This is a genomic window from Streptomyces sp. NPDC020983 (assembly GCF_044333485.1).
Lineage (GTDB): Bacteria > Actinomycetota > Actinomycetes > Streptomycetales > Streptomycetaceae > Actinacidiphila.
In genome coordinates this window covers 467378-482517 of the sequence record NZ_JBIRRA010000004.1, presented here as the reverse complement: position 1 = coordinate 482517, position 15140 = coordinate 467378, and the positions used below count along the sequence as shown (strand labels likewise).

General features: G+C 73.9%; 14 protein-coding genes. 5 read left to right on the top strand and 9 right to left on the bottom strand.

Annotation, left to right across the window (positions count from 1 at the left end):
• Nucleotides 1-19 precede the first annotated feature (19 nt).
• On the bottom strand, nt 20-622 hold the full coding sequence (locus ACH4SE_RS11110) for a TetR/AcrR family transcriptional regulator (protein WP_398543035.1): 603 nt from the start codon (nt 620-622) through the stop codon (nt 20-22).
• A 9-nt stretch (nt 623-631) separates the two neighbouring features.
• Complete coding sequence (locus tag ACH4SE_RS11105; RefSeq protein WP_398543034.1) at nt 632-1564, bottom strand: helix-turn-helix transcriptional regulator; 933 nt, start codon at nt 1562-1564, stop codon at nt 632-634.
• A 110-nt stretch (nt 1565-1674) separates the two neighbouring features.
• Here ACH4SE_RS11105 and ACH4SE_RS11100 point away from each other — a divergent pair, with 110 nt between their 5' ends.
• Nucleotides 1675-3147, top strand: a complete 1473-nt coding sequence (locus tag ACH4SE_RS11100) for an MFS transporter (RefSeq protein ID WP_398543202.1) — start codon at nt 1675-1677, stop codon at nt 3145-3147.
• Nucleotides 3148-3377: 230 nt separating this feature from the next.
• Here ACH4SE_RS11100 and ACH4SE_RS11095 read toward each other — a convergent pair whose 3' ends face one another.
• On the bottom strand, nt 3378-4760 hold the full coding sequence (locus ACH4SE_RS11095) for a glycine--tRNA ligase (protein WP_398543033.1): 1383 nt from the start codon (nt 4758-4760) through the stop codon (nt 3378-3380).
• 159 nt (nt 4761-4919) lie between these two features.
• On the opposite strand from ACH4SE_RS11095, the gene ACH4SE_RS11090 reads away from it, so the two are divergent.
• The 4 genes from ACH4SE_RS11090 to ACH4SE_RS11075 are packed head-to-tail and all read left to right on the top strand — an operon-like array spanning nt 4920 to nt 7966.
• Complete coding sequence (locus ACH4SE_RS11090) at nt 4920-5906, top strand: metal ABC transporter substrate-binding protein (protein ID WP_398543032.1); 987 nt, start codon at nt 4920-4922, stop codon at nt 5904-5906.
• The gene (locus tag ACH4SE_RS11085; protein WP_398543031.1) at nt 5903-6667 is read left to right on the top strand and encodes a metal ABC transporter ATP-binding protein; all 765 of its coding nucleotides are present in this window, start codon (nt 5903-5905) and stop codon (nt 6665-6667) included. Before ACH4SE_RS11090 ends, ACH4SE_RS11085 begins: the two co-directional genes overlap by 4 nt.
• Complete coding sequence (locus ACH4SE_RS11080; protein WP_398543030.1) at nt 6655-7521, top strand: metal ABC transporter permease; 867 nt, start codon at nt 6655-6657, stop codon at nt 7519-7521. The genes ACH4SE_RS11085 and ACH4SE_RS11080 overlap by 13 nt, the downstream gene beginning before the upstream one ends.
• The gene (locus ACH4SE_RS11075) at nt 7490-7966 is read left to right on the top strand and encodes a Fur family transcriptional regulator (RefSeq protein WP_398543029.1); all 477 of its coding nucleotides are present in this window, start codon (nt 7490-7492) and stop codon (nt 7964-7966) included. The genes ACH4SE_RS11080 and ACH4SE_RS11075 overlap by 32 nt, the downstream gene beginning before the upstream one ends.
• Nucleotides 7967-8122: 156 nt before the next feature.
• Here the strand turns inward: ACH4SE_RS11075 and ACH4SE_RS11070 are convergent, their stop codons facing one another.
• From ACH4SE_RS11070 to ACH4SE_RS11045, 6 genes are all read right to left on the bottom strand, one after another.
• Complete coding sequence (locus ACH4SE_RS11070; RefSeq protein ID WP_398543028.1) at nt 8123-8941, bottom strand: isoprenyl transferase; 819 nt, start codon at nt 8939-8941, stop codon at nt 8123-8125.
• A gap of 13 nt (nt 8942-8954) precedes the next feature.
• Complete coding sequence (gene recO / locus ACH4SE_RS11065; protein ID WP_398543027.1) at nt 8955-9749, bottom strand: DNA repair protein RecO; 795 nt, start codon at nt 9747-9749, stop codon at nt 8955-8957.
• 69 nt (nt 9750-9818) lie between these two features.
• Complete coding sequence (locus ACH4SE_RS11060) at nt 9819-10517, bottom strand: response regulator (RefSeq protein ID WP_398543026.1); 699 nt, start codon at nt 10515-10517, stop codon at nt 9819-9821.
• Between the two features lie 13 nt (nt 10518-10530).
• Nucleotides 10531-11835 (bottom strand): sensor histidine kinase, encoded by a 1305-nt coding sequence (locus ACH4SE_RS11055; protein WP_398543025.1) that lies wholly within the window; start codon nt 11833-11835, stop codon nt 10531-10533.
• Nucleotides 11836-11930: 95 nt separating this feature from the next.
• Nucleotides 11931-13925 (bottom strand): MMPL family transporter, encoded by a 1995-nt coding sequence (locus ACH4SE_RS11050; RefSeq protein WP_398543024.1) that lies wholly within the window; start codon nt 13923-13925, stop codon nt 11931-11933.
• 335 nt (nt 13926-14260) lie between these two features.
• Nucleotides 14261-14965: a TerB family tellurite resistance protein gene (locus ACH4SE_RS11045; protein ID WP_398543201.1), complete on the bottom strand. Its 705-nt coding sequence runs from the start codon at nt 14963-14965 to the stop codon at nt 14261-14263.
• Nucleotides 14966-15140 lie beyond the last annotated feature (175 nt).

Here is a 15140-nt window from a genome sequence, read left to right as displayed (position 1 = left end):
CGCCGGCCCCGCCCCCACGTCACTCGCGCACCGCGCGGATCGCGGCGTCCAGCAGTTCACCCGCGTCGCCCGTACCGCCCGCCGCCGACCAGCGGGTCAGGGCGATGTCGAAGCAGCCCAGAACGGCGGTCGTGATCGCGGCGGCGCGCAGTTCACGCTCGGCGGCCGGACCCTCCGGGAGCCGCGAGAGCACGCCGGGCTCCAGGAGTTCGCGCCAGCGGGCGTGCTTCTGCAGGCGGGCGGCGCGCAGCGCGGGAGTGCTCGCGAACATCCGGGACCGGGCGAGCGCGCTCTCCCTGTTCTGCGCGATGCCCGCGAGCAGGACGCCGAGGGCGCCGCGCAGCGCCTCCCACGGGCTCTCCTCCGCGGGCCGCTCGGCGAGTGCGGCGGCGAGCACCGCGCCGGACTCCTGCATGCTGCCGACGACCATGTCCTCCTTGGTCGCGAAGTACCGGAAGACGCTGCGCGCCGACATGCCGACCTGGGCCGCGATCTGCTCGACCGTGGTCTCCTCGAAGCCCTGGGCGAGGAAGAGCTCCATCGCCCGCTCGGCGATCTGGGCACGTACCGTCGCGCGGGTCAGCTCACGCAGACCGGACGCGGTGGCGCGGGTGGGGGTCATCCGGTGATTTTAGACCGCGGCGGGGCGGCGTTCGGCGGTCACGATCCGCATCAGCTGGTCCAGCCGCTCGCGGGTCCGCGCGTCCGCCGGGGAGTAGACGGTCATCCGCGGGCCGTCCTGCGGGCCGAGCCACAGGTGGCTGAAGTCGAAGGCGAGCAGGCCCACATCGGGGTTGACGTAGCGCTTGACGTGGCTGCCCGGCCGCAGCACGTCGTGCCGCTCCCAGGCCTCGCGGAACTCCGCCGAATTCTGCTGGAGCCGGCGCAGCAGCTCCTTCCAGCCGGGCTCACCGATGTGCTGGGCCATCGACGTACGGAACTTGCCCGCCATCAGCCGGGTGTTCTGCTCGCGGTCGAGCATCCGCTCGCGCCACAGCGGGTGGGTGAAGGCGAGCCACATGACGTTGCGGTCCTCGGCGGGCAGCGCGTCCAGGTCCGTCACCAGCCGCCCGTAGGTGCGGTTGTACGCGACGATGTCGAAACGGCTGTTGAAGACCGCGGCGGGCAGCGGCTCCAGCTGGTCGAGCATGGCGCGCATGCCCGGGGACATGGCCGGACCGTCCAGGTGCGGGTGCGGGTCGGTGACGCCGGCCAGCGTGAACAGGTGGCTGCGCTCCCCCACGTCGAGCATCAGCGCGCGGGCGATGGCGTCCGCGACCTGCCCCGACACCCTGATGTCGCGGGCCTGCTCCAGCCACGTGTACCAGGTGACCCCGACCGCGGCGAGCTGCGCGACCTCCTCGCGGCGCAGCCCCGGCGTGCGCCGCCGGCGCCCCGGCGGCAGCCCGACCTGCTCGGGCGAGATGCGTTCGCGGCGGCTGCGCAGGAAGTGCGCCAGCTCGCGCCGCCGGCTCTCCCCGGACTCCTTGTCCGGCCCGGCCCCGGGTACGTGCGCGGGCACGAGCGCGGTCGGTGGGGGCGCGGGGGCCGGTGAGGTGGTCATGCGTCCAGCGTGCCCGATGCGGCAGCCAGTTGCCAGGTGCTCGGTATACCTGGATAAACGCTCTCTGGTACCCCCTTGAGCGCGGGTCCAGTGTGGATGACGTGACCGACATGAACAAGACCCTCGCCTCCCGGGCCCAGGTGCTGCCCCGCGTGACCCGCATCGCGGCACCGGCCCCCGTTCCCGCCGCGCCGCCCGCGGCACCCGTGCTGAGCGCGCTCGGACTGCTGACCGTACTGCTCGGCGCCGCCCTCCCGATGGTCGACTTCTTCATCGTCAACGTGGCTCTGCCGACCATCGACCGCGATCTCGCCGCGGGACCCGCGGTGCTGGAGATGGTGGTGGCCGGGTACGGCGTCGCCTACGCCGTCCTGCTCGTGCTCGGCGGCCGGCTGGGCGACCTGTTCGGCCGCCGCACCCTCTTCCTGTGGGGCCTCGGCCTCTTCGCGGTGACCTCGCTCGCGTGCGGGCTCGCCCCGACCGCCTGGACGCTGGTGGCCGCCCGCATCGCACAGGGCGCGGCCTCCGCGCTGCTGCTGCCGCAGGCGCTCGCCACCATCCAGGCCGCCACCTCCGGCAGCAGCCGCGGCCGGGCGCTGAGCTACTACGGCGCCACCGCGGGCATCGCGAGCGTCGTCGGGCAGGTGCTCGGCGGGGTGCTGGTCTCCGCGGACATCGCGGGCACCGGCTGGCGGTCGGTCTTCCTCGTCAACGTGCCCATCGCGGCGGTCGCGCTGGCGCTGGCGTGGAAGTCCGTGCCCGAGACGCGCTCGGACAACCCGGCGCGTGTCGACCGGCCCGGCACCGTCCTGCTCGCCGTGACGCTCGTCGCCCTGCTGCTGCCCCTCACCGAGGGGCGCGCGGCCGGCTGGCCGCTGTGGTCGTGGGTGCTGCTGGGCGTCTCGCCCTTCGCGGGCGCGGCGTTCGTCGCCGTCGAGCGCCGCGGGGAGCGGACCGGCGGCGACCCGCTGCTGCCGCCGTCGCTGCTGCGGATACACAGCGTGCGCAGCGGGCTGCTGCTCATCCTGCCGCTGTGCGTCGGCTTCGGCGGCTTCATGTTCGTGCTCGCCGTGGCCATGCAGGACGGGCTGCGCTTTGGGGCGCTCTCGGCGGGCGCCGCGCTCGCACCGCTGTCCGCCGCCTTCTTCGCGGCCTCGCTGCTGGGCCCGCGCGTCGTGGCCCGCTTCGGGCGGCTCACGGTCACGGGCGGCTCCCTGGTCCAGGCCGCGGGCCTGCTCACGCTCACCGGCACCTTCTTCTGGGGCTGGCCCCACCTCGGGGTCTGGGCGCTCGCGCCGGGCATGGCGCTGACCGGTTTCGGCCAGGGCTTCCTGCTGCCCGTCGTCTTCCGCATCGTCCTGAGCGAGGTGCCCGCGGCGCGGGCGGGAGTGGGCGGCGGCGCCATGGCCACCACCCAGCAGGCCAGCCTCGCGCTGGGCGTCGCCACGCTGGGCACGCTCTTCCTGACGCTCTCCACGTCCGTGGGGGTGAGGGACGCCCTGGTCTGGACCCTGCTGGCCCAGCTCGCGGCGGTCGCGGCCCAGGTCGCCCTGAGCTTCCGGCTGCCGCGTACGGTCGCCTGAGGGGGCGCCCCCTTCCGCCGCCGGGCGGGTGCCGCTGCCGGCCGCGTGGTCTCCCCGTGCTCCTGGAACACGTCAGCCCTCTGCCGCAGGGGCACCCCGCCGGGGTGCGCCTGCCGCAGAGGGCAACGGACCGGGGCGCGGGGAGACCGCGCGGCCGGTCCGCCACCGGGAGAGGTCCCGGCGGCCGCCCGGTCCGGCGGGGCGGAGGGACCCGCCCCGCCGGACCCGGCTCAGCAGCCCAGCAGCCGGCCCGCGAGGTAGGTCTCGACCTGGTCGAGGGAGACGCGCTCCTGCGTCATGGTGTCGCGCTCGCGCACGGTCACCGCGTTGTCGTCGAGCGTGTCGAAGTCCACCGTGACGCAGAACGGCGTGCCGATCTCGTCCTGGCGGCGGTAGCGGCGGCCGATGGCGCCGGCGTCGTCGAACTCGATGTTCCAGTTCTTCCGCAGCGCGGCGGCGAGGCCCTTCGCCTTCGGGGACAGCTCGGCGTTGCGGGACAGCGGCAGGACGGCGACCTTGACCGGGGCGAGCCGCGGGTCCAGGCGCATGACGGTGCGCTTCTCCATGGTGCCCTTCGCGTTGGGCGCCTCGTCCTCGTTGTACGCGTCGAGCATGAACGCGAGCATCGCGCGGTTCACGCCGGCCGCCGGCTCGATGACGTACGGGTACCAGCGCTCGTTGGCCTCCTGGTCGAAGTACAGCAGGTCCTGGCCGGAGCCCTTGGAGTGCGCGGCGAGGTCGAAGTCCGTGCGGTTGGCGACGCCCTCCAGCTCGCTGAACTCCTGGCCGCCGAAGTTGAAGCGGTACTCGATGTCGGCGGTGCGCTTGGAGTAGTGGGAGAGCTTCTCCTTCGGGTGCTCCAGCCAGCGCATGTTCTCCTCACGCAGGCCCAGGCCCGTGTACCAGTTCCAGCGCTCCTGCATCCAGTACTCGTGCCACTTCTCGTCCTCGCCCGGCTTGACGAAGAACTCCATCTCCATCTGCTCGAACTCACGGGTGCGGAAGATGAAGTTGCCCGGCGTGATCTCGTTGCGGAAGGACTTGCCCATCTGCGCGATGCCGAACGGCGGCTTCTTGCGCGACGCGATCTGCACCTGGGCGAAGTTCACGAAGATGCCCTGCGCGGTCTCGGGCCGCAGGTACGCGAGCGAGCCGGCGTCCTGGGTCGGGCCCAGGTGCGTCTGGAGCATCCCGGAGAACTGCTTGGGCTCGGTGAAGGCGCCCTTGGTGCCGCAGTGGGGGCAGTTGATGTCGGCGAGGCCGTTGGCGGGGAGCTTGCCGTGCTTGGCCTCGTACGCCTCCTCCAGGTGGTCGGCGCGGAAGCGCTTGTGACACGAGGTGCACTCGGTGAGCGGGTCGGAGAAGGTGGCGACGTGGCCGGAGGCGACCCACACCTCGGGGGCGAGGATCACCGAGGAGTCGATGCCCACCACGTCCTCGCGCGAGGTGACCATCGCCCGCCACCACTGGCGCTTGATGTTCTCCTTCAGCTCGACGCCCAGCGGCCCGTAGTCCCAGGCGGCCTTCGAGCCGCCGTAGATCTCGCTGCTCGGGAATACGAAGCCACGGCGCTTGCTCAGGCTGACGATGGTGTCGATCTTGTCGGCGGCCACGGTGCTCTCTTCAGTGCGACGAAGGGGTCAGTTGCCCCAGATTACCGGCGGGGACGGGGCGCTTATCAAATCCGTCGGGCGGCCTGCAAGGACGGGCCCGGGCGGTACCGTGCGCGACGCAATTGACAATCGTTTCCATCTAAGATGAAAATGACTGTCATGAACACCAGTCGCCGGGTGATCCCCGCCGTCGCGCTCGTCGCTGCCGCCGCCCTGACCGTGCCCGCCCTGGCCGCCTGCTCCGGCACCTCCGGTTCCGGCGGCGGCGACGCGAAGGGCGGCGGAAAGCTGGAGGTCACCGCCTCCTTCTATCCGCTGGCATTCCTCGCCGAGCGCATCGGCGGCCCGTACGTGCGGGTCACGGACCTGACCAAACCCGGTGTCGAGCCGCACGACCTGGAGCTGGCCCCGCAGCAGATCGCGGCGCTGACGAAGGCCGATGTGATCATCTCGCTGCACGGCCTCCAGCCCGCCGTGGACGACGCCGTCGCGCAGTCCGGTGTCGGGCACACCGTGGACGCCGCACGGCTCACCACGCTGGAGGACCACGGCACCGAGGTGGACGGCCGCCACCACACCACCGGCGACGACGGCTCCGGCGGCGCGAGCCGCGAGGACGCCGGCTCGGACCCGCACATATGGCTGGACCCGGTGCGCTACGCCGAGGTGGCCAGGGGCGTCGGCAAGGCCCTGGAGGCGGCCGACCCGGCGCACGCGGCCGCGTACGGGAGGAACACCGGCACGCTGGTGGCGCAGCTCGGCGCGCTGGACACCGCCTTCCGGGACGGGCTGCGCCGTCGTTCCACCGACACGTTCGTCACCACCCACGCCGCCTTCGGCTACCTCGCCGAGCGCTACGGACTGGTCGAGGAGGCGATCAACGGCCTCGACCCCGAGTCCGAGCCGAGCCCCGCCCGGATGAAGGCGCTGCACGACCTGGCCCGGCGCGAGCACGTCACGACCGTCTTCTTCGAGACGCTGGTCAGCGACAGGACGGCCAGGACCGTCGCGGGCGACCTGCACCTGCGCACCGACGTCCTCGACCCGGTCGAGGGCATCACGGACGAATCCCGCGGCAGGGACTACTTCGCCGTCCAGCGCGGCAACCTCGCCGCGCTCCAGCGGGCGCTGGGCGTCCGCTCGTGAGCGGCCCCGTCCTGAGCCTGCGCGGGGCGCACGCCGAGCTGGGCGGCCGCGAGGTGCTGCACGGCGTCGACCTGGCCGTGGGCGCCGGCGAGGTGGTGGCGCTGCTGGGCGCGAACGGCTCGGGCAAGTCCACGGCCGTACGCGCCGCGGTCGGCCGGGTGCGGCTGACGGCGGGCGCGTGGGAGCTGTTCGGCACGCCGGGCCCGCGCTTCCGGCAGTGGGCCCGGCTCGGCTACGTGCCGCAGCGCACGACCGCGGCCGCCGGGGTGCCCGCGACCGTACGGGAGGTCGTCGCCTCCGGGCGGCTGGCCCGCACCGGGCTGCGCCCTCCGCGCCGCGCCGACCGCGCGGCCGTCACCCGCGCGCTGGAGCTGGTGGGGCTCGCCGACCGGGCCCGGGAGAGCGTCGACGCGCTGTCCGGCGGCCAGCACCAGCGGGTGCTGATCGCCCGCGCGCTGGCCGGGGAGCCCGAACTGCTCGTCATGGACGAGCCCATGGCAGGCGTCGACCTGGCCGCGCAGGAGGTGCTGGCCGCCACCGTCCGCACGCAGGCCGCGGCCGGCACCTCCGTGCTGCTCGTCCTGCACGAGCTGGGACCGCTGGAACCGCTCATCGACCGCGCGGTGCTGCTGCGCGAGGGCCGGGTCGAGCACACCGGGCCGCCGCGCGGGCCCGCGCTCCCCGGGCAGGCCGTCGTCCACCCGCACGCCGACCCGGCGGCCGCTCCGGTGAAAGGACCGCTGGACCGATGGACCTCCTGAACTACGCCTTCATGCAGCGCGCGCTGCTCGCCGCGCTGCTGGTCGGGACGACCGCCCCCGCCGTCGGCGTCTTCCTGGTGCAGCGGCGGCAGGCGATCATGGGCGACGGCATCGGCCACGTCGCGCTCACCGGTGTCGCGCTGGGCTTCCTGCTCCAGGTCAGCCCGGTGTGGACGGCCGTCGCCGTCTCGGTGGCCGGCTCCCTCGCGATGGAGCTGATCCGCTCCTACGGCAAGGCCCGCGGCGACCTGGCGCTCGCGATGCTGTTCTACGGCGGCATGGCGGGCGGCGTGATGATCATCTACCTCGCGCCCAACGGCTCCAACGCCAACCTCGCCACGTATCTGTTCGGCTCCATCAGCACCGTCTCCCCGCAGGACATCCCGCCGATGGCCGCGCTCGCCGCCTTCGTGCTGCTCGTGGTGCTCACGCTGCGGCGGCAGCTGTTCGCCGTCTGCCACGACGAGGAGTTCGCGCACGTCGGCGGGCTGCCGGTGCGCGCGCTCAACCTGCTGCTCGCGGTGACCGCGGCCGTCACCGTCACCGTCGCCATGCGGGCGGTGGGCCTGCTGCTCGTCAGCGCCCTCATGGTGATCCCCGTCGCCGCCGCCCAGCAGGTCACCCGGGGCTTCGCGTGGACGCTCGCGGTGTCCGTGCTGATCGGGGTCACGGTGGCGCTGTCCGGCACGGTCTTCTCCTACTACGCCGACGTGCCGCCCGGCTCCAGCATCGTGCTCGCCGCGCTGGCCCTCTTCGTGCTGTTCGCCGCCGCGGGCTCCCCCGCGCTCCGGCGGCTCTGCCGGCGGCGCCGGGGCTGGCACAATGGGGGCGTCGGGACGCGCACGCCGTCATGAGGAGGCACCGGTGACCACCACGAAGCAGTCCGCGCCCGCCGGCGCTCCCCCGGTCGCCGGGCGCGCGACCCGGCAGCGGGCGGCCGTGGCCGCCGCGCTCGACGAGGTCGACGAATTCCGCAGCGCGCAGGACCTGCACGACATCCTCAGGCACCGCGGCGCCTCGGTGGGCCTCACGACCGTCTACCGCACGCTCCAGTCCCTCGCCGACGCGGGCGAGATCGACGTCCTCCGCACGGGCGAGGGCGAGTCCGTCTACCGCCGCTGCTCGGGCGGCGGGCACCACCACCACCTCGTCTGCCGCTCCTGCGGCAAGGCGGTCGAGGTCGAGGGCCCCGCGGTCGAGCGGTGGGCCGAGGCGGTGGCCTCCGACCACGGCTTCGTGGACGTCGCCCACACCGTCGAGATCTTCGGCACCTGCCGCGACTGCGCGCAGCAGTCCTGAGCGGGCCCCCGCCCGGGGCGGTGCCCGCCGGGGGCGCGGGAAGCACGCACCGCTCGGCCACCCACGCGGCGCGGGACGTCGCCGGCCCGGAGGAGCAACTGCCGTCGTTGCCGCGGTGGCCCGCGCAGTCCCCCGCGCCGCCCAGGGCGTACCGCCCTACGTGGTGGGGAGGGCCTCGTTCGGGAGGGCGCCGCCGAAGCGGCGGTCGCGGCTGGCGAACTCGTGGCAGGCCCGCCACAGGTCACGGCGGTCGAAGTCGGGCCACAGGACGTCCTGGAAGACCATCTCGGCGTAGCTGCTCTGCCAGAGCAGGTAGTTGGACGTGCGCTGCTCGCCGCTGGGGCGCAGGAAGAGGTCGACGTCCGGCATGTCCGGGTAGTACAGGTACTTCGCGAAGGTCTTCTCGTTGACCTTCCCCGGATCGAGCTTGCCCGCGGCGACGTCGCGGGCGAGGGCCTGGGCGGCGTCGGCGATCTCCGCGCGGCCGCCGTAGTTGAGGCAGAAGTACAGCGTCATCGCGTCGTTGCCGACGGTCTGCTCCTGGGCGACCTGGAGCTCCTGGACGACGGACTTCCACATCCGCGGCATGCGGCCGGCCCAGCGGATGCGGATGCCGAGCTCGTTCATCTCGTCGCGGCGGCGGCGGATGACGTCGCGGTTGAAGTTCATGAGGAAGCGGACCTCGTCGGGCGAGCGCTTCCAGTTCTCGGTGGAGAAGGCGTAGAGCGACAGGTTCTTGACGCCGAGCTCCAGGCAGCCCTTGAGCACCTCCAGGACGACGCCCTCACCGACCTTGTGGCCCTCGGTGCGGGGCAGACCGCGCTCCTTCGCCCAGCGGCCGTTGCCGTCCATGACGATCGCGACGTGCTTGGGCACCAGCTCCGAGGGCAGCTTCGGCGGCCTGGCACCGGAGGGGTGCGGGTCGGGAGTGCGGTAGGAGGTCCGGTTCCGGGCCAGAATCCCGCGACGTGCCATGCTCGTGCTTCTCCTACATCTCGGCCGGGGCGGCGGCCTTGCCGGTGTTCTCGGACTTCTCGTTCTTCTCGACGAACCGCAGGGAGCGCAGGCCGCGCTCCAGGTGCCACTGGAGGTAGGCCGCGACCAGGCCGCTGCCCTCACGGCAGTGCCGCGGCTCGCAGGCGTCGGCGGTCTCCCAGTCGCCGCCGAGCAGCGCGCCGAGGAGTTCCAGCGACTCCCGCGAGGGTACGACGCTTCCCGGTACGCGGCACTCCCCGCAGACCACACCGCCCGCGCCGATGGCGAAGAAACGGTTGGGACCGGCCATGCCGCACCTGGCGCAGTCGTCAAAGCTGGGGGCGTAGCCGTTGACGGCGAGGGAGCGCAGCAGGAAGGCGTCCAGGACGAGCCGGGCGTCGTGGTCCCCGGCGGCGAGCGTGCGCAGGGCGCCCACCAGCAGCAGGTACTGCTGCACCGCGGGCTCGCCCTCGTGGTCGGTGAAGCGCTCGGCGGTCTCCAGCATGGCGCTGCCCGCGGTGTAGCGGTCGTAGTCGGCGACGATGGGGCCACCGTACGGGGCGATGGTCTCGCTCTGCGTGCACAGCGGCAGCCCGCGGCCGACGAGCTCGCCGCCGCGGGCGAAGAACTGCACGTCGACATGGCTGAAGGGCTCCAGCCGGGCGCCGAACTTCGACTTCGTGCGGCGCACCCCGCGGGCGACCGCGCGGACCCGGCCGTGCCGCCGGGTCAGCAGCGTGATGATCCGGTCCGCCTCACCCAGCTTCTGGGTGCGCAGCACGATGCCGTCGTCGCGGAACAGACTCATACGGCCATTCTCGCCTACGCCGCGACCGCCGCGGGCCGTCTCCCCGGGCCGGCCGCCGCGCGGGCCGGCTCAGCGCTCGGCGCCCGGCGCGACGAGGCCGGACTCGTAGGCGGCGATGACCAGTTGGGCCCGGTCGCGGGCGCCCAGCTTGCCCATGATGCGGCTCACATGGGTCTTGGCGGTGAGCGGGCTGAGGCCCAGCGCCTCACCGGCCTCGGTGTTGTTCAGGCCGCGGGCGACGAGGGTGAGCACCTCGCGCTCGCGGTCGGACAGCCCGGCGAGCCGCTCGGCGGCCGGCGCCGGCGCCGCGACCGGCGGGCGGTCGGGCAGCCGCAGCACCCGGGCGATGAGCCGGGCGGTGGGGCCGGGCGACAGCAGCGCGTCACCGGCGGCGACGGTACGGATCGCGTCCAGCAGCTCGGCGGGCCGGGTGTCCTTGACCATGAAGCCGGACGCGCCCGCGCGCAGCGCCGCCACCACGTGTTCGTCGTCGTCGTAGGTGGTGAGCACCAGGATGCGCACCCCGGCGAGGTCGTCGTCGGCGGCGATCGTGCGGGTGGCCTCGATGCCGTCCATCACCGGCATGCGGATGTCCATGACGACGACGTCGGCGCGCGACGTGCGGGCCGCCGCCACCGCCTCGGCGCCGTTGCCCGCCTCGCCGACCACCTCCATGTCGCGGGCCGATTCGACGAGCATCGCGAACGCCGCCCGCACGAGCGTCTGGTCGTCGGCGAGCAGCACCCGGATCGGTTCGGGTGTGGTCATCTGTGGCTCTCCCTCACGGTTGGTCGGTGGCGGCTTCGGCGGCGGGTCCGGGGATCCGGGCGGCCGCCCCGCCCGGTTCGGCTCCGCCGCAGGGCAGCACGGCGAGGACGGTGAAGCCCGGGGCGCCGTCGGCCCGCGGGCCCGCCGTGAAGGTGCCGCCGACGCTGCGGGCCCGCTCGCGCATGCCGACCAGCCCGAAGCCCTCGGGCCGCCCGGCCTCCGGCGGCTTGACCGGCGCGGGACCGTCGTCCTCGACGCACACGTGCACGGCGTCGCCCTCGCGCACGACACTCACCCGCACCTGCGGCGAGAGCGCCCCGGAGTGGCGTACGGCGTTGGTCAGCGCCTCCTGCACGATCCGGTACGCCGCCGCGCCCACGGCGGGCGGAACGGGCAGCGGCTTGGTGTCGAGGTCCAGGTCGACCTTGGCGCCCGCGGCCTCGGCGGCCCGGGTCAGTGCCGGTATCCCTTCGAGGTCCGGCAGCGGCCCGTTGCTGTCGGCGCGCAGCACCTTCAGCGTCGTCCGCAGCTCGGCCCGTGCCTCCCGGCAGGTCTCGGCGATCGCGTCGAGCGCGCCCGCCACCGCCGTACGGTCCAGCCGCTCGGGGTCGGCGACCAGGATGTGCGCGGCCACGGACGTCTGCACGCCGATGAGGGTGATGCTGTGCGCGAGCAGGTCGTGCAGATCCCGCGCTATCCGCAGCCGCTCCTCGGCGACCCGGCGGGCCGCCTCCTCCTCTCGCGTGCGCTCGGCGCGGTCGGCGCGCTCCTTGATCGCGGCGATGTACGTCCGGTGCATCCGGACGACCTCGCCGACCACCGCGACCGCCACTATCCAGCCCGCGCCCTGGAGCATCGCGGTGCCGGCGGCGGCCTTGCCGATCGTCGTCATCACCGTGGCCATCAGGCCGAAGACGGCCGGCACCGCGAGGAACGTCCGCAGCGGCGGGCCCGCGACCGCCACGGAGTACAGCGCGACGACGCTGGACAGCAGCGGGGCCTCCTGGATGTTCTCCAGGTAGTGGTAGGGCGCGACCACCACGAGCATGCCGAGCAGGCACCACATCGGCGCGCGGCGCCGCCATGCGAGGACGGCGGCGCTGGACACCAGCAGGATCCAGCCGACCGCGTCGGGCCGGTGGCTGCGGACTCCTTCCGGGAAGCCCAGCGCTATGGCGGCCTGCGCGGCGAGCACGATGACCGCCAGCGCGATGTCCTGCCCTGACACCTCGGGCGGTGCCGCCGGGCCGGGCGCTTCCGCGCCGTGCGGCTCCGCCGCTCTGGGGGACCTCACGCCGAGGTCGAGGCTCTTGAGCACGGCTCCATCTTCCACGGACGGGGTGCGCCCCGGAGGGGCGCGGGGGATGCGCGGCCGTCCCCGCGGGGTGCACCCCGCGGGGGACGTCGCGGACCCTACCGGCGGGCCGGCGGCAGGGACGACGGATACCACACCCGGTTGCCCAGCAGGGTGGTGGCCGCGGGGACGAGGTAGGGGCGGACGACGAAGGTGTCGAGGAGGACGCCGAGGGCGATGACGAGGCCCATCTCGACCATCATCACCAGCGGCAGGGACGCCAGGACGGTGAAGGTCGCGGCGAGCACGATCCCCGCCGAGGCGATGACCCCGCCGGTCCTGTCGAGTGCGGCGACCGCCGCGTCCTTTGGTCCCGCCCCGGCGCGGGCCTCCTCGCGCATGCGGTGCATCAGGAAGATGCCGTAGTCGACGCCGAGCGCCACCAGGAAGACGAAGCTCAGCAGCGGCAGGCCGGGGTCGATGCCGTGGAAGCCCAGCACGGGGCCGAAGATCAGGCCGCCGATGCCGAGGGCGGCGGCCCAGACGAGGACCATCGCGGCGGTGAGCAGCAGCGGGGCGACGAGGCTGCGCAGCAGGGCGGTGAGCAGCAGGAAGACGGCGGCCAGGACGAGCGGGATGACCAGATCGCGGTCGCGCGAGGAGGTCGTCGCGGTGTCCATGGTCTGGGCGCTGAGCCCGCCGACGAGGCCGTGGTCCGCGGCGGTGGCGGCCCGCAGCCGCTTGATGGTGGCCTTCTCGGCCGCGGTGTCGGGCGCGGCGGCGGCGTAGACGTTGATCTCCGTCCAGCCGTTGCCGGTGCGGCCGGTGGCGGCGCCGGCGACGCCGTCGGTCGCCGCGGCGGCGGCCTTGGCGGTGGCGGCCTTCGCGGTGGGGACGACGACGGTGATGGCCTGGGCGCTGCGTTGGGGGAAGGCCCGGTGCAGGATGTGGTCGGCGGAGACGGATTCCGGGGTGCTGGTGAAGGTGTCGTCCTGGTGGAGGGCGCCGGGCAGGTTGCCGATGCCGAGCGCGAGGGCGCCGACCGCGACGGTGGAGGCGGCGAGCACCGCGACCGGGCGGCGGGTGACGAAGAGGCCGATGCGCCGGTAGACGCCGCGCTCGGAGCGGGGCGCGCTGCCGTAGGCGGGGATCAGCGGCCAGAAGACGCGGCGGCCGAGCAGGACGAGCACGGCGGGCAGCAGCGTGGTCATGGCGGCCAGCGAGCAGACGATGCCGACGGCTCCCACGGGCCCGAGGCCGCGGCTGCTGTTGAGGTCGGCGGCCAGCAGGCAGAGCAGGCCGGCGACGACGGTCGCCGCGGAGGTGAGGACGGCGGGGCCGACCCCGCGCAGGGCGGAGCGCATCGCCGCGTACGGTTCGGGTTCGCGGCGCAGCTCCTCGCGGTAGCGGGAGATGAGCAGCAGGGCGTAGTCGGTGCCCGCGCCGAAGATCAGCACGGTCATGACGGACGAGCTCATGTCGGAGACGGTGAGCCCGAAGGCCTTGACCAGCCCGTAGACGATGGCCATCGAGGTGCCGGCGGCGACGCCGACGACGCCGAGCGGGACGAGCCACAGGAAGGGGCTGCGGTAGGTGAGGATGAGCAGCAGGGCGACGATCCCGGCGGTGGTGTAGAGCAGCGTGCCGTCGATGCTGGCGAAGACGGCCTTGGCGTCGCCCTGGGCGGCCCCGGGTCCGCCGATGTCGAGGGTGAGGCCGGCGGGGCGGCCGGTGGCGAGCCGGTCGCGGACGTCCTTGACGATGTCCTCGGGCTTGCCGGCGCTCTCCGCCAGGGAGACCGGGATCATCAGGGTGCGGCCGTCCGCGGAGGTGACGGGCGCGGGGGTGGGGGCGGCCAGCGGGTAGGCGCGGCCCACTTCGGCTGCCTGGCGTGCGGCGGCGGCCCTGTCCGCGGCGGTGAGGCCGCCCGCCCGGTCGTAGACGAGCAGGAGGTCGGTGGCGCTGCCGCCGGCCATCCGCTGCTGGATCTTGGCGACCTGCGTGGACTGGGCGCTCGCGGGCAGGTAGTCGACGGCCTCGTCGTGCTTGACGCCGTTGAGCTTCCCCGCGAAGACGCCGGCGACGGCGAGGACGACGATCCACAGTCCGATCACGGCCCACGGCAGCCCCCGCCGCCCCGTGGACCTTCCGCCGCCGCGTGCGGGTGGGCTCGCGTCACCGGCGGCCCGCCGCTGCGCGGTCGCCGTCCCGCCCCCGGGCGCGGGGCCCGGTGCGGCCGTGCTGCTGTCGCTGTCTGCGCTGTTACGATCCGTGGCCCTCATGCGGGCCTCCCCTCCGACGTGCGCTGGTTCACCACACCAGCGTCCCGTCACGGGGAGCGTGGATCATCGGGCTGAGGAGTGAAGTGGGCGTTACTCCCGGCGACGGCCGCGGGGGGCCGCTACTCCCCGCGGAGTAGACGCGGGGAGGTAGCCGGTGCCCCGGAGGGTCAGCCCGTGGTCGCAGCCGCGGCCAGCAGCCGGTCGATGTCCTCGCGGTTCAGCGACAGGCAGCGGCCGACCGCCTCCAGCACCTCGCGCTCGGCGGGCAGGTAGGGGCCGTCCGCGAGGGCGATGTGGGCGCCCTGGAGGAGGACCCGCTCGCGGCCGAGGTCGTCGAGGTGGTCGGCGAGCGGTTCGAGCGCCTCGTGCAGCTCGATGGACAGCCAGCTGCCGCAGCCGTCGATGGGCTGGTCGGCGAAGGAGTAGTGGCCCAGCTCCTGCGCACCGCCGTAGCGGCCCTCGTCGGCGACGATCGCGGCGAGCAGGCCGAGCAGCTGGTCCTCGGTGCAGTCGCTGAAGCCGGCCGCGCGGACCGCGCCGACGGCGGCTTCGCGGGCCTGGCGGCCGCCGGTGCCGCCCGCGGTGAGCACGGCGAGCGCGACGGTGTGGACGGCGTCGCGCAGCATCGCGGAGAAGCGGGTGGTGGTGGGGGTGAGGAGCACGCCGGAGTCGTAGTGCCGGTGGCAGGCGGCGCATTCGATCACGGAGCCCGCGCTGCCGCGGCTGAGCAGCGGCACGCTGAGGACGGTCAGGCGGCGGGTGCCCGTTCTGCGGTGGTAGCTGCGGTCGCCCCCGCAGTCGGGGCAGAAGAACTCACCGTCGTCCTCGGTGTGCCAGGACGTACGCACACCCCAGATCATCAGCCCCAGCATCTTCACGCTGCACCCTCCGGCCCGTCCTCGTCCCGGTACGCACTCGCATCGCCCGCATCGGCCCGTGCGTGCGCTGCATCATGCGCTGCGTGCGCGGTGAAGCCCGGCGACGGTGCCGTACGCCGTGATGTTAGCCACAGCAGTGAGGCGCAGTCAGTACCGCGTACGGGGGCAA

Coding starts and splice junctions, on each gene's coding strand:
- ACH4SE_RS11110 (WP_398543035.1), bottom strand. CDS start 622: ATGACCCCCACCCGCGCCACCGCGTCCGGTCTGCGTGAGCTGACCCGC.
- ACH4SE_RS11105 (WP_398543034.1), bottom strand. CDS start 1,564: ATGACCACCTCACCGGCCCCCGCGCCCCCACCGACCGCGCTCGTGCCC.
- ACH4SE_RS11100 (WP_398543202.1), top strand. CDS start 1,675: ATGAACAAGACCCTCGCCTCCCGGGCCCAGGTGCTGCCCCGCGTGACC.
- ACH4SE_RS11090 (WP_398543032.1), top strand. CDS start 4,920: ATGAACACCAGTCGCCGGGTGATCCCCGCCGTCGCGCTCGTCGCTGCC.
- ACH4SE_RS11080 (WP_398543030.1), top strand. CDS start 6,655: ATGGACCTCCTGAACTACGCCTTCATGCAGCGCGCGCTGCTCGCCGCG.
- ACH4SE_RS11075 (WP_398543029.1), top strand. CDS start 7,490: ATGGGGGCGTCGGGACGCGCACGCCGTCATGAGGAGGCACCGGTGACC.
- ACH4SE_RS11070 (WP_398543028.1), bottom strand. CDS start 8,941: ATGGCACGTCGCGGGATTCTGGCCCGGAACCGGACCTCCTACCGCACT.
- recO (WP_398543027.1), bottom strand. CDS start 9,749: ATGAGTCTGTTCCGCGACGACGGCATCGTGCTGCGCACCCAGAAGCTG.
- ACH4SE_RS11060 (WP_398543026.1), bottom strand. CDS start 10,517: ATGACCACACCCGAACCGATCCGGGTGCTGCTCGCCGACGACCAGACG.
- ACH4SE_RS11045 (WP_398543201.1), bottom strand. CDS start 14,965: ATGCTGGGGCTGATGATCTGGGGTGTGCGTACGTCCTGGCACACCGAG.